The sequence below is a fragment of the Kitasatospora sp. NPDC089797 genome, from assembly GCF_040684795.1.
Classification (GTDB): Bacteria; Actinomycetota; Actinomycetes; order Streptomycetales; family Streptomycetaceae; genus Kitasatospora.
In genome coordinates, this window is record NZ_JBFBGS010000001.1 from 124,349 (window position 1) to 141,729 (window position 17,381).

At 76.0% G+C, this 17,381-nt stretch carries 19 protein-coding genes; 4 read left to right on the forward strand and 15 right to left on the reverse strand.

What is annotated here, in order from left to right; translation table 11 throughout:
- Positions 1–36: 36 nt before the first annotated feature.
- The 4 genes from AB0O91_RS00550 to AB0O91_RS00565 all read right to left on the reverse strand — a co-directional run bounded on the left by AB0O91_RS00550 (position 37) and on the right by AB0O91_RS00565 (position 3,687).
- Positions 37–840 (reverse strand): UbiA family prenyltransferase, encoded by an 804-nt coding sequence (locus AB0O91_RS00550; RefSeq protein ID WP_363426741.1) that lies wholly within the window; start codon positions 838–840, stop codon positions 37–39.
- 119 nt (positions 841–959) lie between these two features.
- Complete coding sequence (locus AB0O91_RS00555; RefSeq protein ID WP_363426743.1) at positions 960–1,208, reverse strand: 4Fe-4S binding protein; 249 nt, start codon at positions 1,206–1,208, stop codon at positions 960–962.
- A gap of 117 nt (positions 1,209–1,325) precedes the next feature.
- The gene (locus tag AB0O91_RS00560; protein ID WP_363426744.1) at positions 1,326–2,477 is read right to left on the reverse strand and encodes an NAD(P)/FAD-dependent oxidoreductase; all 1,152 of its coding nucleotides are present in this window, start codon (positions 2,475–2,477) and stop codon (positions 1,326–1,328) included.
- Between the two features lie 178 nt (positions 2,478–2,655).
- Positions 2,656–3,687, reverse strand: coding sequence for a polyprenyl synthetase family protein (locus AB0O91_RS00565; protein WP_363426746.1), 1,032 nt, complete (start codon positions 3,685–3,687; stop codon positions 2,656–2,658).
- A gap of 409 nt (positions 3,688–4,096) precedes the next feature.
- On the opposite strand from AB0O91_RS00565, the gene AB0O91_RS00570 reads away from it, so the two are divergent.
- Positions 4,097–5,284: a GTP-binding protein gene (locus AB0O91_RS00570; RefSeq protein ID WP_363426748.1), complete on the forward strand. Its 1,188-nt coding sequence runs from the start codon at positions 4,097–4,099 to the stop codon at positions 5,282–5,284.
- 80 nt (positions 5,285–5,364) lie between these two features.
- Here AB0O91_RS00570 and AB0O91_RS00575 read toward each other — a convergent pair whose 3' ends face one another.
- A complete protein-coding gene (locus AB0O91_RS00575; RefSeq protein WP_363426750.1) occupies positions 5,365–5,589 on the reverse strand; it encodes a hypothetical protein in 225 nt (74 codons plus the stop codon).
- A gap of 132 nt (positions 5,590–5,721) precedes the next feature.
- Between AB0O91_RS00575 and AB0O91_RS00580 the strand changes: the two genes are divergently transcribed.
- Positions 5,722–6,783, forward strand: a complete 1,062-nt coding sequence (locus AB0O91_RS00580) for a homoserine dehydrogenase (RefSeq protein ID WP_363426751.1) — start codon at positions 5,722–5,724, stop codon at positions 6,781–6,783.
- Positions 6,784–6,941: 158 nt separating this feature from the next.
- Here AB0O91_RS00580 and AB0O91_RS00585 read toward each other — a convergent pair whose 3' ends face one another.
- Complete coding sequence (locus AB0O91_RS00585) at positions 6,942–7,784, reverse strand: helix-turn-helix transcriptional regulator (RefSeq protein ID WP_363426752.1); 843 nt, start codon at positions 7,782–7,784, stop codon at positions 6,942–6,944.
- 168 nt (positions 7,785–7,952) lie between these two features.
- Here AB0O91_RS00585 and AB0O91_RS00590 point away from each other — a divergent pair, with 168 nt between their 5' ends.
- Positions 7,953–9,140 carry an MFS transporter gene (locus tag AB0O91_RS00590; RefSeq protein ID WP_363426753.1) on the forward strand — a complete coding sequence of 396 codons (1,188 nt, stop codon included), beginning with the start codon at positions 7,953–7,955 and terminating at the stop codon, positions 9,138–9,140.
- 88 nt (positions 9,141–9,228) lie between these two features.
- On the opposite strand, the gene AB0O91_RS00595 is transcribed toward AB0O91_RS00590, so the two are convergent.
- From AB0O91_RS00595 to AB0O91_RS00615, 5 genes are all read right to left on the reverse strand, one after another.
- Positions 9,229–9,495: a hypothetical protein gene (locus tag AB0O91_RS00595; RefSeq protein ID WP_363426754.1), complete on the reverse strand. Its 267-nt coding sequence runs from the start codon at positions 9,493–9,495 to the stop codon at positions 9,229–9,231.
- Between the two features lie 34 nt (positions 9,496–9,529).
- On the reverse strand, positions 9,530–9,895 hold the full coding sequence (locus AB0O91_RS00600; RefSeq protein WP_363426756.1) for a DUF488 family protein: 366 nt from the start codon (positions 9,893–9,895) through the stop codon (positions 9,530–9,532).
- A 32-nt stretch (positions 9,896–9,927) separates the two neighbouring features.
- Positions 9,928–10,719: an SDR family oxidoreductase gene (locus tag AB0O91_RS00605; protein ID WP_363426757.1), complete on the reverse strand. Its 792-nt coding sequence runs from the start codon at positions 10,717–10,719 to the stop codon at positions 9,928–9,930.
- Positions 10,720–10,765: 46 nt separating this feature from the next.
- Positions 10,766–11,239 (reverse strand): nucleoside deaminase, encoded by a 474-nt coding sequence (locus AB0O91_RS00610; protein ID WP_363426759.1) that lies wholly within the window; start codon positions 11,237–11,239, stop codon positions 10,766–10,768.
- 106 nt (positions 11,240–11,345) lie between these two features.
- Complete coding sequence (locus tag AB0O91_RS00615; protein WP_363426761.1) at positions 11,346–12,560, reverse strand: AI-2E family transporter; 1,215 nt, start codon at positions 12,558–12,560, stop codon at positions 11,346–11,348.
- Between the two features lie 116 nt (positions 12,561–12,676).
- Here AB0O91_RS00615 and AB0O91_RS00620 point away from each other — a divergent pair, with 116 nt between their 5' ends.
- A complete protein-coding gene (locus AB0O91_RS00620) occupies positions 12,677–13,489 on the forward strand; it encodes a DUF1963 domain-containing protein (RefSeq protein ID WP_363426763.1) in 813 nt (270 codons plus the stop codon).
- A 3-nt stretch (positions 13,490–13,492) separates the two neighbouring features.
- Here AB0O91_RS00620 and AB0O91_RS00625 read toward each other — a convergent pair whose 3' ends face one another.
- The 4 genes from AB0O91_RS00625 to AB0O91_RS00640 form a co-directional block, all read right to left on the reverse strand.
- Positions 13,493–14,410 carry a terpene synthase family protein gene (locus tag AB0O91_RS00625; RefSeq protein WP_363426765.1) on the reverse strand — a complete coding sequence of 306 codons (918 nt, stop codon included), beginning with the start codon at positions 14,408–14,410 and terminating at the stop codon, positions 13,493–13,495.
- Positions 14,411–14,641: 231 nt separating this feature from the next.
- A complete protein-coding gene (locus AB0O91_RS00630; RefSeq protein WP_363426767.1) occupies positions 14,642–15,418 on the reverse strand; it encodes a MerR family transcriptional regulator in 777 nt (258 codons plus the stop codon).
- The gene (locus AB0O91_RS00635) at positions 15,415–16,530 is read right to left on the reverse strand and encodes a serine hydrolase domain-containing protein (RefSeq protein ID WP_363426769.1); all 1,116 of its coding nucleotides are present in this window, start codon (positions 16,528–16,530) and stop codon (positions 15,415–15,417) included. Before AB0O91_RS00635 ends, AB0O91_RS00630 begins: the two co-directional genes overlap by 4 nt.
- Before the next feature lie 160 nt (positions 16,531–16,690).
- Entirely contained in the window at positions 16,691–17,299 is a 609-nt protein-coding gene (locus tag AB0O91_RS00640; protein ID WP_363426771.1) for a DJ-1/PfpI family protein, read from the reverse strand.
- Positions 17,300–17,381 lie beyond the last annotated feature (82 nt).

Consider the following 17,381-nt stretch of genomic DNA (forward strand, 5'->3'; position numbering starts at 1 on the left):
GGCGTCGGGAGCCGCCCGGTTCCCAGCGGGCGGCCCTCAGCGCAGAACGGTCAGCACGGCCGCCAGCACACCCTGGGCCTCGATCCACGGCCGCCACCGCGCGTCGTGCTCCCGGCGGTAGGCCGCCGCCGTGGCCAGGGAGGCGAGCGCGACCGCGAGGAGGCCGGGGCTGCCGAGCGGCAGCGCGGTGAGCCCGGCCGCCCCGCACAGCAGGCAGCCGACCAGCCGGGCGGCGCGGGTGCCGACCAGTACCGGCAGCGACCGGGTGCCCCGGCGGCGGTCCTCGTCGACGTCCCGCAGGTCGTTGACCAGGATCTGGGTGGCGACCAGGCACCAGACGAGCACCGAGGTCAGGACGACCCGTCGGCCCCAGGGGCCGTGGGCCGTGCTCACCGGTACGAGGACGGTGACCACGACCCAGAGCAGGGCGACCAGGGCCTCCTTGGCGGCCGGGAGCTGCTTCCAGGCGACCCGGCCGCCACGGCGGGGGATCCACCGCACGGTGTAGCTGAGCGACAGGCCCAGCCCGCCCAGCAGCCAGGGCAGGGCGGCCGGCCGCAGGGCGACCGTGGCCGCCGCCAGCACGGCGAGCACCCGGCCGAGCCTGCGCAGTGCGACCGCGTGGCGCACCAGCCAGCGGGTCCGCTCCGGCATGGTGACCCGGTCGGCGTGCTGTTCGGCGGGCGCCATCCGGTCGCGCAGGTAGAACACGGCGGTCAGCAGGAAGGCCTGGGCGACGGTCACCGGGTCGACCGGCAGGCCGACGAGCCGTCCCGTGCAGACGACCCAGCCCGCCGCACTGCCGGCCATCAGGAGGTTGGACCAGACCAGCCACGGCACGAGCCGGGAGCGGAGTACGGGGACGGCCCCGGGCGGGGCCGCGGGTGGGGCCTGTGCAGGCTTCTTCGGAGCCTGAGGCCCGGGGGCTTCCGGACCCGCCCGCCGGGCCCCGCCCGCCGTCACCGCACCGGGGCCGCGGGGGCAGCGAGCAGCTCGGCCTGTTCCCGCGCGGTGGCCGGGCGCGAGTCGATGGCGGTGACGGGGCAGATCTTCTCGCAGGCCATGCAGGCGATGTCGCAGGGCGTGTCGGTGGCGATGGTGTCGAAGGGGGTGGTGAATCCGGCCTCCTTCGGGCACACGGCGACGCACGCCCCGCACTGGATGCAGGCGTTCCAGTTGACCTGGAAGACCACGGGCTGGTGGGGCATCGGAGGAGTCCTCTGCTTCGTTCGGGCGGACCGGGCGGTGGCCGGTGGCCGGTGGCTGGCGGTCGGTGGCTGGGGGTCGGTGGCTGGGGGTCGGTGGTCGGTGGGCGTACCGGCCGGTCAGACCTTGCGGTACTCGGAGTCGGGCCGGAAGTAGCCGGTCATGGTCGCGTGCAGCAGGGCGTCGCGGCGGGCCGGGTCGCGCTCGCGGAAGATGCCGGTCTTGAGGTCGTAGAGCTTCCACATGGTGGTCCCGAGCTCCGCCAGCCACTGCTGGTGGCAACCCTCCAAGTGCTCGGCGGTGGGCGGCAGATCGCCGGCCAGGAAGTCCGCGAGGAAGGTCCCGGCGATGGTCCCGGCGCGCAGCGCCGTGTGGATCCCGCCCCCGGTGATGGGGTTGACGTGCCGGGCGGCGTCGCCGATCAGCACGATGTGGTCGGCGGCCTGTCGCTTCAGCGGGGCCGCCAGCGGGACGCCGCCGCCCTGCACCTCGACGATCCGGGCGCCCTTCAGCCGGTCGGCGAGGAACGAGTCGGTCATGAACCGTTCGAGGTGCCAGCGCGCGTCCTGCTCGGTCATGGTCCGGGCCACGCCGAGGCCGACCTCGGCGTGACCGTGGCCCTTGGGGAAGAGCCACGCGTAGCCGCCGGGCGCCCAGCGCTCGCCGGTGACGATCTCCAGCAGGCCGCGGGTCTCGACGCCCTCGACCACGAACTGGAAGCAGGAGGCCAGTTCCTTGAGCTTGATCCTGGTCTGGATGCCGGCCCACCGGCCGACCTGCGACTGCACCCCGTCCGCGCCGACCACCACGTGCGCGGTGACGGAGACCGGTCGGCCGAGGCGGGTCAGGTGGACCTCGGTGGTGCCGTCCGGGCGGGGGGTGTGCCCCGTCGCCTCGGTCTTCAACCAGAGCTCGGCGCCCGCCTGTTCGGCCAGACCCGCCAGGTGGCGGTCGAACCGGCGGCGGTCGACCACGTAGCCGAGCGGCTCGTCCCGGTGGCGGCGGTAGTCGAGGATCTCCTCGGTCCCGTCCGCGTCGTAGGTGACGAAGCCGTGCACCGCGTCCAGCACGAACTCGCCCTCGGGGCGGACGCCCACCTCCTTCAGCGCGTTGGCGCTGACCGCGCCCGAGCACTGGATGGGCGCGCCCAACTCCTGTTTCTTGTCCACCAGGAGAACGCTCAGGCCGCCCCGGGCGGCCACCCGGGCCGCCGTCGCGCCCGCCGGACCCGACCCGACGACCACGAGGTCGTAGTCGACATTCGCCCGCACCGTGCCCCCACTTCGTCCTTCGTCCGTGCCGCTCCCGGCCGTCCGCCGTGGCGGGGCCGGGGGCGGGCCGTTGGTGATCTCCGAGAACGCTAGGGGTCGATGACCCGGACCGGCAGGTCCACGTCAGCTGATCATCCGATCGAGTGAATATCGGTTCGAAGGGCGGTCGAGCCGCCCGTCAATGGTCCCGGGTGGTCACCAGCGCGGCGATGGCCCGCAGTTCGGCCGCGCCCTCGGGGGTGGGTCCGGCCCCGGCCAGGGCCCGCAGGGCCGCGTCGATGCGGCGGTCGACCTCGGCGGCGGCCCAGGAGCGGCCCCCGGCCCGGTCGACCAGGTCCGCCGCGCGGGCGGTGGTGGCCGGGTCGAGGCCGCGGGCGCCGGTGAGCAGCCGCGCCAACTCGTCTCCGGCGGCGGTGCCGGAGAGCAGGGCGGCGGTCACCGGCAGGGACTTCTTGCGGGCCGCGAGGTCGTTGCCGGTCGGCTTGCCCGTCCGCCGGGGGTCGCCCCAGATGCTGAGGGCGTCGTCGACGAGCTGGAAGGCCACCCCCAGGTGCCGGCCGAAGGCGCGGTACCCGGCGGCGGCCGGCGCGGCGGCACCGGCGGCCAGCGCCCCGAGCTCGCAGGCGGCGCCCAGGATCGCGCCGGTCTTGCCCTCGACCATGGCCAGGCACTCGGCGAGGCCCACCTCGGCCGCCTCCTCGAAGGCGAGGTCGGCGGCCTGGCCCGTGCCCAGCTCCAGCACCGCGTCGGCGAGCACCGGGGCGAGGGCGGTGGCGCAGAGCCGGCGGAGGGCGGCGGTCAGCAGCAGGTCGCCGGTGAGCACCGCACGGTCCATGCCGAAGACGGTCCAGGCCGCCGGGCGGTGCCGGCGCGAGGTGTCCCGGTCCATGACGTCGTCGTGCAGGAGCGAGAAGTCGTGGACCAGTTCGACCGCCGCCGCGGCGTCCAGCACCCCCGGCGTGGCGGCGCCGCCGGCGGCGCGGGCGCAGGCCAGCGTCAGCGCCGGCCGGACCGCCTTGCCCGAGTCGGCGGTGGGGCGGCCCTCGGCGTCCCACCAGCCGATGTGGTAGCCCGCCACCCGGCGGACGGTCTCGGGCAGTTCGCCGACGATGCCGTGCAGCGCGGGGGTGATCGCGGCGCGGGCCTCGCGCAGCAGCCGGGCGACCGGGGGTGCCCCGACGGCGGCGTCAGGCAGTGGCGACGACAGCACGGTACTCCTCGGGTCGGCGGGCGGAGCCCGCGGTCCTGTCCCTGCCACCGGCTGTGCCGTCGGCCGGGCCGTGAGCGGCCCGGTCCCCGGTCGGGAACCGTCGTTGCGCGACGCGTCGTATCCGGACTGCCGACACCTCTCGGCCACCCCCTTCGAACGGGACCCGGCGAATCCGGGCCGACGCGATGTGATCACGACGGGGTGGCGAGGCGCCGTGGGGGAACTTCAAACCACCCGCGCGGGTGAATCGTCACGCCTCGACGACCGGTGCGACCGGTGCGACCGGCGTGGACGGTATGCGGGGTGCGCCCCGCTCGGGGGCGGGTCGCAGGGCGGGCGTGGCCTATGGTGAAATGACATCCGTTTTCATCTTGACCTCGAATGCCCCCGAACGACGAGGACCCGTCCCGTGCCCCAGCCCGCCACCCGTCCGCTGCCCGCCACCCGTCCGCTGCCGGCCACCCGTCCGCTGCCGGTCACCGTCCTGTCCGGATTCCTCGGCGCCGGGAAGACCACCCTGCTCAACCACGTCCTGCACAACCGCGCGGGCCTGCGCGTCGCGGTGATCGTCAACGACATGAGCGAGGTCAACATCGACGCCGCGCTGGTGCGCGACGGCGGGGCCGAACTCTCCCGCACCGAGGAGCGCCTGGTCGAGATGACCAACGGGTGCATCTGCTGCACCCTCCGCGACGACCTGCTGGAGGAGGTCGACCGGTTGGCCCGGGCGGGCCGCTTCGACTACCTGCTGATCGAGTCCAGCGGCATCTCCGAGCCGATGCCGGTCGCCGCGACCTTCTCCTTCGCCCGGGACGACGGTGCGACCCTCACCGACGTCGCGGCCCTCGACACCATGGTCACGGTCGTCGACGCCGCCAACTTCCTGCCCGAGCTGGCCCGCGGCGACGAGCTGGCCGCGCGCGGCCTGGACCAGTACGAGGAGGACGAACGCACGGTCAGCGACCTGCTGATCGACCAGGTGGAGTTCGCCGACGTGATCGTCCTCAACAAGCTCGACCTGGTCGGCGCGGAGGACGCGGTGCGGCTGCGGGCCGCCCTCACCCGGCTGAACCCCGCGGCCCGGATCGTCCCGGCCCGGCACGGGCGGGTGGACCCGGCCGAACTGCTCGGCACCGGCCGCTTCGACGTCGAACGCGCCCAGCAGGCCCCGGGCTGGGTCGCCGAACTCAACGGCGACCACGTCCCCGAGACGGAGGAGTACGGCATCTCCAGCACCGTCTTCCGGGCGGAGCGGCCCTTCCACCCCGCCCGCCTCTGGGAGTTCGTCACCGACGGGCTGGACAGCGGGGCCTACGGGGGCGTCCTGCGCTCCAAGGGGTTCTTCCGCCTCGCCACCCGGCCGGGGCTGACCGGGCTGTGGTCCCAGGCCGGTTCGGTCGCCCGGTTCGAGCCGGTCGGTGTGCACACCCCGGAGCAGGGACAGGAACTGGTCTTCATCGGCACCGACCTGCGCACCGAGGCCCTGCACGCCCGGCTCGCCGACTGCCTCCTCGCCGCCGGGGAGGCGGTGGACGCCGGGGACGACCCGTTCCCGGACTGGACGGCCCACGGGGTCGACGAGGCCTGCGCGGTCTGACGGTCCGATCCGGTGGCAGGCCGGCCGGGCGCGCCCTTCGGGGCGTCAGTCGCCGCCCTGCGCGGGGGACGCCGCCGCCGTCAGCGATCGCTCGCCGTGAGCACCTCGCGGACGGTCACCAGGCAGGGGTCGCAGTACCGGTCCGGTACCTCCGCGCCGGCGCCGTCGCCCGCCGGGACGACCCGCTGGGACGGTTCGAGGAACCGCCCGCACAACGACGCCGTCGCATCGTCCTTCGCCACCACGTGCCACACCACGGCGGGCGGGGACACCGCCGGGTCGTGCTCGGCCCACATCTCGTACACGCTGACCTCCGGGGTCTCGAGGCTCGGTCACCCCATGCAAACCCGGGACACCCCGGTCGGCCACCGGGCCGGACCCGGTGGGATGGCGGCACCGCCCGGAGCGGCCGGGGGCCCCGGGAGTACGCTGCCGGGATGCCTTCACCAGATGTCAGGTCCGCTCCACGGGCCGGGAGCGGTCCGCTGTCACCGGGGGCGGCCGGCCCGGCGGTCGTCCTGTCGGGCTACGGCCCGGTCGGCCGCGCCTACGCCGAGCGACTGCTGACCCGGGCCGCCGGGACCGCGCCCGAGGACGAGGTCCGCCCGAGGCTCGCCGCCGTCCGCGTCCGGTCCGCCGAGGCGCTGCTCCACGACGGCGGGCCGGTCCCGCCGCGCGCGCAGTGGGGCCCGTCGGCGCCGCTGGCCGGGACCCTCGACCGGACCGGCGCACAGGTGCTGGTGCAGGCGCTGCCGTCCTCCCCGGAGGCGCGGGAGCAGGCCGCGGCGGAGGCCGTGCTGGCGCTCAGCCGCGGTGTCCACGTGGTCACCGCCACCAAGAGCCACCTGCTGAGCCACTGGAGCGAACTCCGGGACGCCGCCCGGGCCGGCGGCAGCCTGATCAGGATCTCCGGGGCCACCGGCGCCGCGCTCCCGGCGGCGGACCTGGCGCGGACCGGCGTGCGCGGGCTCGGCTGCCGGTCGATCCGGGCCTGCCCCAACGGGACGGCCACCTTCGTGCTGGACCGCCTGGCGGCGGGCGACCCGCTCGACGCGGCGGTCCGCGAGGCGCAGCACCGGGGCATCGCCGAGGCCGACCCCTCCGCCGACCTCTCGGGCGCCGACGCGGCCACCAAGGTGCGGCTGCTCGCGGCCCTGCTGTGGGGCTGGGAGCCGTCGGCCGTCCGGATCGCCACCGAGCCGGTGGACGAGGCGGCCGGCCGGGCGGCGCGGGCCGCGGCCGCGCAGGGGCACCGACTGCGGGCCGTGGCGAGCGCGTCCGCGGACCGTCCGCTGGTGGTCGAGGTCCGGTTGGAGCGGACCGCGCCGGGCGACCCGCTGCACGCGCTGACCGGCCCGGAGAAGGCGGTCGTCTACGGCTGCCCGGAGGCCGGCGACATCACGGTCAGCGGCGGCCGCTCCAGCCCGCTCGGCGCGGCGCTGGCGCTGCTGCGGGACACCCTCGACGTGACGGCGGGCCGGAGCTTCGGCTTCGCCTGACGGCCCGCGCCTGACGGCCCGCGCCTGACGGCCCACGCCCGAGGGTCCGTGCCTGACGGCCCGCGCCCGAGGGTCCGTGCCTGACGGTCCGCGCCCGAGGGTCCGTGCCTGACGGTCCGCGCCCGAGGGCCGTCAGACGCGGGAGCGCCCCGGACCGGTCAGCCCCCGGCGGCGGCCCGCTCGACCGCCCGCCGGGTGCCCGGGTCCGCCGGGTGGCGGGCCACCAGGTGCAGCTCCGGGTCCTCGGCCGCGATCAGCTTGGCCTGGCGGAAGGTCAGGAAGCCGAGCCGCGGGTGGTCGAAGCGCTTGAGCGCCGGGGTGAAGCCCGCCACGTCATGGCGTTCCCACCGGGCCGGGAAGCCGGGGTCGGCGGCGGAGACGTCGGCGACGATCTCGGCGAAGCGCGGGTCGCCGGGGTGGCGGTCGGCGGAGGCGCGGAACTGCGCCAGCACCGCCCAGGACTCGGCCTCCCAGTTCTTCAGGATGCTGCGCATCGGCGGCCAGCCGAAGTAGAGCCAGATCATGTTCCGCCGCTGGACGGTGAGTTGATCGAGTCCGTCGTACAGGGCGGCCTCGCCGTCGTTGTGGGCGAGGATGTCCCAGTGCCGGTCCAGCAGGCAGGCCGGGACGGGGGACAGGGCAGCGACGGTGGCCCGCAGGTGGTCGCCGACCGCCGGGCAGCCGTCGGCCGCCGGGCGCGGTGCCGCGTCGCCCTCGCCCGCCAGCTCGAAGACGTGGCGCCGCTCGGCCGCGGTCAGCCGCAGGGTGGTCGCCAGCGCGTCCAGGACCTGACCGGACGCGGCGATCGGGCGCCCCTGCTCCAGCCGGGAGCACCAGGACACGCTCACCCCGGACAGCAGCGCCACCTCCTCGCGACGCAGCCCGGGGGTCCGGCGTCGCGGACCGCCCGTCAGCCCGACCTCGTCGGGCGTCAGCCGCTCCCGCCGGGAGCGCAGGAAGGCGCCGAGCGCGGCCCGGCGCTGTACGTCACGATCGTCCATGGTGGGCCCCAGCCTACGGACCCGGCTCCGACGAGCTGGTGTCGCCCCGACCTCCGACCCCGGCGCACGACCCCCGGATCCCGGGTCAGCCTGTCACTCCCACTCCCAGGATGATCCGTGCACGCCTGGCGCCCGGAGGGCCGCCGCACCGCCCCGAGGATGGGAGCCATGACACCGCTCGCCCCCACCGCCGAACCGGTCGCTGCCCGTCCGGACACCAAGGTCCCGTTCCCGCTGACCGCCGCCGCCTTCACCGCCAACTTCGACCGCTTCGCCATCGGCCCGGTGCTGGTCACCGTCGCCGCCGCGCTGCACGTCCCGCTCACCGGCGCCGTCTCGGTGGCCGGCGGCTACGCGCTCGCCTACGGACTGTCACAACCGCTCTGGGGCGTGCTCTCCGACCGGATGGGCCGCCTGCGGGTGGTCCGCACGGCCCTGGCCGTCGCCGCACTGGCCGGTCTGGCCTCGGCCGCCGCGCCGAACCTGACGGTGCTCGCCGTGCTGCGGGTCCTCACCGGCTTCGCCTTCGGCGCGGTGGTCCCCTCCTCGCTGAGCTTCGTCGGCGACGCGGTGGGGCCCGAGCGCCGACAGTCCGCGCTCGCCGACCTGATGGCCGCGCTCGGACTGGGCAGCGGACTGGCCGCCCTGTTCGCCGGGGTGGTCGCGAACTGGCTGAACTGGCGGCTGGTGTTCGTCGTCCCGGCGCTCGCCGCCGCGACGGCCGCGATCGGGCTGCGCCGGGTCGCCGAGCCGCCGCGGGCCCCGGCCGGGAGCCTGGCCACCCAGCTCGGCGCGGTGCTGCGGAGCCGGTCCGCGTACGTGGTCACCGCGCTCGGCGTGGTCGAGGGCGCCGTGCTGCTCGGCGGGCTGACCTTCGTCGCCCCGGCGCTGGAGCACCGGGGCCTCTCCGAGGCCGCGGCCGGCGCGGTCACCGCCCTGTACGGCGCGGGGACGCTGGTGTTCACCCGCGCTGTCAAGGCGCTGGCCCGACGGATCTCGGCACACGGCCTGGCCGCGATCGGCGGTGCCTTCGTGCTGGCCGGTTACGCGGCCGCGGCGGCGGCCCCGGGGGTGGCGACGTACGCGCTGGTGGCCACCCTGCTCGGTGCGGGCTGGGCGTTCCTGCACACGACACTGCAGGCCTGGGCGACCTCGGTGGTGCCCGAGGCGCGCGGGACGGCGGTCTCCTGCTACGTCGCCGCGCTGTTCGTGGGCAGCGCCCTGGGCGCGGGGCTGGGCGGCGGCCCGGCCGGCCAGGGGCGGTTCGAGCTGCTGTTCGCGGTGTCCGCCGCCGCGACCGTGCCGCTGACGGCCGCGGTGGTGCTCGGACGGCGGCGCTTCACCGCCCGGGGCTGACCACCCCGGCTGAACACCCGGCGCTGAACACCCCGGTTGACCGCCCCGGGCCGGACGCCCGGCGCCGGACACCCGGCCGCCGAGCGGCTCAGCGGGCCCGCAGGGCCGCCTCGCAGGCCGGGCAGCGCCGGTCGGCCAGGGCGGGCGGGTACCAGGGCTCGCCGGGGCGGGTCGGCCGGTAGTGGGAGTGCTCCATCGGATCGGTGTCCAGACCGCACAGGGTGCGCGGGAGCGGGTCCTCGGGCACGTCCGGGTCGCCGCCCGCCGCGTGCACCGCGAGCACCGCCGGCTCCACGCCGTCCGGCCCGAGGGCCTCGTCCGGTTCCAGTTCGAACAGGACGATGATCGCCGTCATGTCGCTCCACCCGTCCGTCGGCCGCCCTGGCCGCTCAGTGCTTCCGCTCCGCCAGCCACCCGGCCAGCACGGCCGCCTGGCTGTGGTCGACGTCCTTGGTCGCGGTCAGCAGGGTGAGCGCGTCCTCGGCGGCCAGTTCGCGCAGGTGCCCGACGGCCTCCCGGTGGTCCGCGTCGCGCAGTTCGGCGAGGTAGCGGCGGCGGAACTCGGCGAAGCGCTCCGGGTCGTGGCCGTACCACGTGCGCAGTCCGGTCGACGGGGCGACGTCGCGCAGCCACTCGTCCAGGTGCGCGTCCTCCTTCCGCATCCCGCGCGGCCAGATCCGGTCCACCAGCACCCGCCGCCCGTCCTGCGGCGAGGCGTCCTCGTAGATCCGCCGGTAGCTGATCTGTCCGGCCATGGGGTCTCCTCCTGCCTCTCGGGCGGCGGCGGTCAGTGGACGGAGTGGCCCGCGCCGCCGGCCACCGTGACGTCGGTGCCGCTGATGTACGAGGCCAGCGGCGAGGCGAGCAGCGCGATCACCGGGGCGACCTCCTCGGGGCGGCCCATCCGGCCGAGCGGGACGCCGCGCCGGTGCACCCAGCCGGCCGACCACTGCTCGTACGGCTCGGCGCTGCCGGAGGCGGAGTGCACGGCCCGCTGCCGTTCGGTGTCGATGATGCCCAGGCTGACGGTGTTGACCAGGATGCCGTCCGGGGCGAGTTCGGTGGCCATCGAGCGGGCCAGGCTGGCCAGCGCGGCCCGGGCGGCGCTGGCCGTGACCAGGGCGGGTTCGGGCTCCCGGCCGATCAGGGCGCCGATCAGCACCACCCGCGCGGCGTCCGAACGGCGCAGCCAGGGCAGCGCGGCCCGCACCGGGTGCACGGCGCCCAGCAGCTTGCTCTCCAGGTCCTGCTGCCACTGCTCGGGCGTGGCGTCGGTGAAGGTGTTGGGCCCGCCCTCGCCCGCGTTGGCGACCACCGCGTCGATGCCGTCCAGCCGCCGGGCCGCGGCCTCGATGAATCCGGCCACGGCGGGCTCGTCGCGGACGTCGCAGGCGTGCAGGTAGAGCTCCCGCTGCCGCCGGGCGTGCCGGCCGGCCCAGGTCCGGGCCAGCCGCCGGCCGTCCCGGGCGCAGGTCGCCACCCGGGCGCCCTCGGCGAGCAGCAGGTCGACCGCCGAGCGGCCGACCCCGGAACTGCCCCCCGTGACCACCACCGTCCGACCCGCCAGCTTGAGGTCCATGCCTCCGGAGGCTAGCGGCCGGGGTCCCCGGTTGCACCTCGGCCGATCACCCCCAGTAACCGACGTGGATCGCCGAGGCCTCCTCGTACAGGAACGGCCCGGCGACCTCCACCGTGCTGCCGCCGGCCGCGAACACCGCGCGGCAGGGCAGGTCGAGCACCGGCTCCTCCGGGTCCACCCCCGCGATGGCGTTCAGCTCCGTCGCCGCCAGCGCGTAGACCACCCGCCGGATGCCGCTCCAGTAGATCGCCCCGGCGCACATCGCGCACGGCTCGGTGCTGGAGTAGAGCGTGGCGTCGGCGAGTTGGTGCGGGGCCAGGGTGCGGGAGGCCTCGCGGACCAGGTTGGTCTCCGCGTGCGCGGTGACGTCGTGGTCGCTGAGGACGGTGTTCTCGGCGGTGAGCAGGACGGACCCGGCCGGGTCGGTGAGCAGCGCGCCGAAGGGGTGGTTGCCGTGGGCCCGGGCGGAGGCGCCGAGTTCGATGGCGGCGCGCAGGTGGACGGGGGAGTGGTCGGCCATGACGGGTCTCTCCTCGGGCGGTGCGATCAGCGACGTCAAACGTATAACGCCAGGGGGGTCCGGAGTCGGCCGGGGCCGCGTCAGGGGTGTTCCTGCGGTCGGCCCTTCAGCGCTCCGCGGCGGGCGTCGGTGCCTCCGGCTGTCCGCGCGGCGGGTGGCCGCGTGGCGAGTGGTCACGCGGTGGGTGGTCGCGCAGTTCGACGAGCACCGCCCAGGCCACCGACACCACCGGCACGGCGACCACCGCCCCCAGCACCCCGGCCAGCACGGCGCCGCCGATCACCGACAGCGCGATCGCCACCGGGTGGATCCGCACCGACCAGCTCAGCACCAGCGGTTGCAGCAGGTGGCCCTCGAGCTGGCCGATCACCACGATCAGGGCGAGCACCAGCAGCGCCACCACCGGCCCGCGCGCGGCCAGGGCGACCAGTGCGGCGACCGCCAGCGCGATCGGTGAGCCGATCAGCGGCACCAGCGCCGCGACGAACTCCAGCACCGTCAGCGGCAGCACCAGCGGCACCCGCAACAGGGACAGGGCGATGCCGACCAGCACGGCGTTGGTCGCCGCCACGATCAGGACCCCGCGGGTGTACCCGGCGAAGTTGCGCCAGGCGGTGCGCCCGGCCCGGCTCCAGACCGGCCGGGCCCCGGCCGGGAGCTGGTGCTCCGCCCAGCGCCACATCCGCTCCCCCGAGTGGAGGAAGAACACCGAGCAGAACAGCGCGAGGGCCAGCCCGGTGACCAGCTCGACGGCCCGGCTCGCGCCGCTGAGCGCGGTGGTCAGCAGCGCCGAACGGTGCGCCGAGACGAACGCGCCGATCTTGGTGCGCAGGTCCGTGACGGTGCCGGGGCGCAGGTGGAACGGGGCGCCGGTGAGCCAGTGGTCGATCCGGCCGAGCCCGCCGTGCAGCTCGTTGCCGAGGCTGTTCCACTCGCCGGCCACGTTCGTGCCGACCAGCGCCAGCACCCCGCCGACGACCGCGGCCGCGCACACGAAGGCCAGCAGCACGGCGAGCGGGCGGGGCAGCCCACGGGCGAGCAGGTCCACCGGCGGACGCAGCACGGAGGTGATCACCAGCGCCAGGAACAGCGCGATCACCGGCACCTGCAGCTGGCCGAGGACCCCGACCAGCAGGTACGCGGCCAGCCCGAGCAGGCCCAGCCGCCAGGTGTACCCGGCGGCGGTGCGCAGCCCGGCCGGGACGTGCTCCCGGGGCGCCGGCGGACGGGCCCGGCGCAGCACCACCCGGGGCGGGCGGCTGCCGAGCGGCCGCGGGGCCGGGCGGCGCCTGGTCACGGGACGGTCGTCCGGGGCGGGCATGCTCCCAGCGTCTCCCGGGACCGGGGGGTCGCACACCTCGACGGACGCCCGCCGGGGTGGGCGACCCCGCCGAAATCCCGGTGCGCGCGGGTGATCACCGCCGGTACGGTCGCCGGGTGACCCGTCGAACGCCCCCGCGCCCGCTGAACGTCGAAGAGCTGTTCCCCGAGTTGGTCCCGCTCCGCCGGGAGACCGTCCGGCTGCATCCGCGGGCGGGCCGGCCGGGCTGCGGGGAGAGCTCGGTGGGCGGTCCGCTGCTGTGGCCGGTGGGGGAGCCGTGGCCGGAGTGCCCGGAGCACCCCGGGTCGCCGATGGTGGCGGTGGTCCAGGTCCGTCGGGAGGACGTGCCGGAGCCGGTGGCGTTCCCGGCGGGGCGGGACCTGCTCCAGCTGCTCTGGTGTCCGCGGGAGCACGAGCGCGGCTGGGTCGTCCCGCTGGTCCGCTGGCGGTCGGCGGCGGAGGTGGGGGAGGTGCGGCCGGCGCCGCCGGCTCCGTCGGACGCCGGGTACGGGCGGGTGCCGCGCCCGTGCGTGGTGCATCCGGAGGTGGTGGCGGAGTACCCGAGCTGGGACCTGTCGGACGAGGTCTGGGACTCCCTGGAGCCGCGCTTCGAGCAGGTCGAGGCGGAGACCGGCTGGGACTACCAGTACCACCTGTCGACCGCGCCGGGCGTCAAGCTGGGCGGGTACCCCGGGTGGTCCCAGGACGCGAGGTGGCCGGACTGCGCGGGCTGCGGGGCGCCGATGGAGCACCTGCTGACCGTGGAGAGCTGCGAGGAGCACGACGCCCGGCAGGCCTGGACCCCGGTCGAGGACCGCGACGCCCGGATCGACGGCCCCGGGCTCCGCCTCGGCGACCTGGGCGGGGTGTACCTGTTCGAGTGCCGCGGCTGCCCCGGGCGGCCGTTCGTCCACCGCTACGACGCCTGACGGCTACCGGCCCCCGCCGCGGTAGCGGGCGGTGTCGGCGAGCCAGGCCTCGAAGCCGTCCGCCCACTGCCGGAGGGCGGCGGCGCGCCGGGCCAGCAGCGGGTGGGGCGGACGGCCGGTCAGGGCCTCGAAGCGGTGGCGGCGCTCGGCGATCCGGCGCCGGACCAGCTCGGCGGCCTCCTCGGGCGGGCAACCGCTGTGGTGGGCGAGGACCAGGACCAGGTTGTGGACCTCGCCGCCGGCCTGCTCCTTGCGCCAGGAGGCCAGGTCGTTGGTCCAGTTGATGACGTCCCCGGCGGCCGCCAGCAGCTCCAGGTGCCAGGGGTGCTCGAACAGCCGGTCGGGCAGCGAGCGGTCGGCGAGGTGGTCGGCGAAGTCCAGGTCCTCCCGCACACCGCCGGTGATCCGGCGCAGCGCGGTGTACTCCGGCAGCGTCGGCGTCCGGCCCTGCCTGCGTTGCCCGGACTCCGCGGCCAGGGCGTCGAGGTACTCGTGCAGGTGCCGGGTGACCCGGCGGTGGACGGGGGCGGCCATGGCGGCGGACGTACGGTGCCACAGTTCGGCCAGCGCCGTGGTCAGCGGCTGGACCCGGCTGGGCGGGCGGTCCTCGACGACCGCGGCGAGGTCCGCCAGCAGCCCGCTGGTCGGCCGGCCGCCCGGGGCGCCGCCCTGGCCGGGGAGGTGGGCGCCGGCGTCCAGGTGGTCGTCGAGCAGGAAGGCCCAGGCGAACCAGTCCGCCAGTACCGGCAGTGACTCCGGCGAGGCCTCCGGGTGGGTGTGGGCGGCCAGCGCGCCGAAGCGGGCCCGCCGGAAGTGCTCGGCGGCGCCCGGAGTGGCCAGCAGGCCGTACCGGGTGCACCAGGCCAGGGTGTGGGCGTCCGCTTCGGCGGCCCGCGGGGGCACGGGGACGGCGGTGGTCACGGGTTCCTCCCCTGGGCCGCGGTGACCCGGTGTCATGATCGGCTGGCGCACCGTAGCGTGTCCGGTTCGCCGCTGCCAAGGTCCGGCCGGAGGGAGGGCGGGATTCCGCTGTTTGGTGGCGGGTTGACGGCGGCCCGGCCCGGCCCGGCCCGGCCCGTGGCGCCGGCGCCACGACGCCGCCGGGCCCCGGCGCCCCCGCGGCGGGCCTCTACGGGCTCGGCGGGGCCGGCGTCAGCGGGGCGGCAGCCGGACGCCTCCGGCGCGGAGCCTGGCCTCGGTGAGCGCGGTCAGCCGGGCCGAGACCGGGGCCTGCTCCTCGCGGTGGCCGTCGATCAGCCGGTACTGGGCCGCGGCCCGGGCCCACAGCCGTTGGTCGGCCGGATCCCCCAGCAGCGCGGGGTCGGCGAGGTAGCGGTCGGCCAGGGCGGTCGCCAGCTCCTCGATCCTCGGGTCGTCCGGCGCCCAGCCCTCGGCCTCCCGGCCGCGCTTGGTCAGCTCGACGAACTCCGGGTCGTCCAAACGGCGTTCGAGCAGGTCGAGGAAGCCGTCGAAGCCCTCCGGCACCAGCGCCCGGGTCAGCACCAGGGCCTCGCGCTGCGCCGCCACGTAGTCGGCGCCGAGGCCGAGGCCGGGCATCCGCGCCAGGAGTGCGCAGGCGCGGTCGGGCAGCAGCGCCCGGTCGCCGTCGGCGAGCCGCGCCAGGGTGTCCCGGCGGGCGGTCAACTCGGCGATGCGCTGGTCGAGTTCGCGGGCGACCTCGGCTATCGCGGTGTCGAACCGGGCGGTGTCGGCGTCGAGCATCGGCCCGACCTCGGCCAGCGGCACGCCCGCGCCGGCCAGCGTCCGCACCTGCACCAGCCGCAGCAACTCGGCCGAGCCGTACCTCCGGTAGCCGGAGCCGTCCCGCTCCGGCTCGGCGACCAGGCCGAGCTTGTGGTAGTGCCGCACCGTCTTGACCGTGACGCCGACGAAGGCCGCCGCCTGCCCGATCGTGACCCCGTTCCTCATCGGGCCGGCTCGCCGCGACGGGCGGCCTCGCCGCGGAACACCGCATCGACGAAACGCTGCTGGGCGGCCTGGAACGCCGGTGCGATCGACATCGCGGCGTCGTCCACCCAGGTCAGCCCGGCGGTGAGGGTGGTGCGGCCGTCGGGGGAGCCGTACATCAGCGCCGCCGAGCCCATGGTGGCGCCGTGGTGGTGGAAGACGGTGCCGCCGGCCGTCTCCTGGGCGAACACCCCCAGGCCGTACCCGGCGGTCGGCTCCGGGGTGCGCAGCTCGGCCAGCAGGTCGGCGGGCAGCAGCCGGCCGCCCATCAGCGCGGAGAAGTAGCGGTGCAGGTCGCGGGTGGTGGAGATCATGTCGCCACCGGCGCCGACCCAGGACGGGTTCTGGCGGGTGACGTCGATCGTGCGCTCCCGCCCGGCGTCCTGGTAGCGGTAGTAGCCGTGGTTGTGCGGCTCGGGCAGCTCCGGGGAGGCGCCCGGCGCCACCGTGCCGGTCAGCCCCAGCGGTTCGAGCACCAGCCGCCGCAGCTCCTCGGCGAACGGCCGGCCGGTGACCTCCTCGACCACCATCCGGGCCAGCACGTAGTTGGTGTTGGCGTAGCTCCAGCCCGCACCCGGCGCGAACCGGGCCGGCCGGGACAGGGACAGCCGCACCAACTCCTCGGGCGGGTACGTCCGGAACCGGTTGTCCACCCACTCCTTGCCCTGCCAGGGCACGCCCAGCACGATCGTCCCGTCCTCGTAGAGCTCACCGGTGTGGTTGAAGATCCCGGTGGTGTGCTGGAGCAGCATCCGCACCGTGATCCGCCGGTCGAGACCGTACCCGGGCAGCAGGTCGTCGACCGTCGCGTCCAGGCCGAACCTGCCCTCGGCCACCAGCGACAGCACCGTGGTGGCCACGAAGCTCTTGGTGCTGCTGCCGATCCGGAAGTGCCCGTCCGTCACCACCCCGCCGTCCCGGCCCGCCTCCCGCACCCCGGCGCCGCCGACCCACTCGCCCCGCCCGTCGTTCACCCGCAGCTGCACCCCGAGGAAGCCGGCCCCGACCAGCTCGGCCATCGCCTCCCGCAGCTCCGGACGGTCCTGCCCCTGCTCCGCACCCCTGCTGGACATGCTGTTCCTCCACCTCGTCCGCGCCCCGGTCGGGCGTCGTGCCGTTGCGAGGAGCCTCCACCCTGACCCGGGGTCAACCTCAACGGTGATCCGGATCACAGTCGGCCGCCGGCACGACGGCCCGGGCTGCACATCCCCGGGCCGATGCGCCGGGGGTGCGTCAGAGCCGGGCCGGCCGATCCGCCCGGACCGCGCGCAGTGCCCGGTCGACCGTCTCCTCCCGTTCGCCGACCGGGGCCACGTAGCCGAGGGCCGCACGCGCGGCGTGCTCGCCGAGCGTCCGGGTGATCACCCAGGCGGCGAGGTACTGGGAGGCCAGGCAGCCGCCCGCCGTGGCGATGTTCCCCTCGGCGTGGAACGGCGCGTCCAGCACCTCGACGCCACGGGCCTCGACGAAGGGGCGGCTGGTCAGGTCCGTGCAGGCCGGCCTGCCGTCCAGCAGCCCGAGGTGTGCCAGCACCAGGGCGCCGGAGCACTGCGCGCCGATCAGCTGCCGCGCGGGGTCGAGCGGCAGCAGGGAGAGCAGGCGGCCGTCGGCGACCACGTCACGGGTCCGGACGCCGCTGCCGATCAGGACGACATCGGCCTCGGGCACGAACGCCAGCGGCCGCTGACTGTCCACCCGGACACCGTTCATCGACGTGACGACCGGCGTCGGCGTCGTGATGAACGCCTCCAGGCCGTCCTTGCGGCAGCGGTTGACCACCGCGGAGGCGATGAAGCTGTCGAGCTCGTTGAACCCGTCGAAGGTGACCACGGCGACCTGCATCACGACTCCTCCATGCGTAGCGGGTGTCCAGCGTGTCAGACGAGCCGCGCCGGGGTTTACCGGTGGGCGTTCGCACACATCA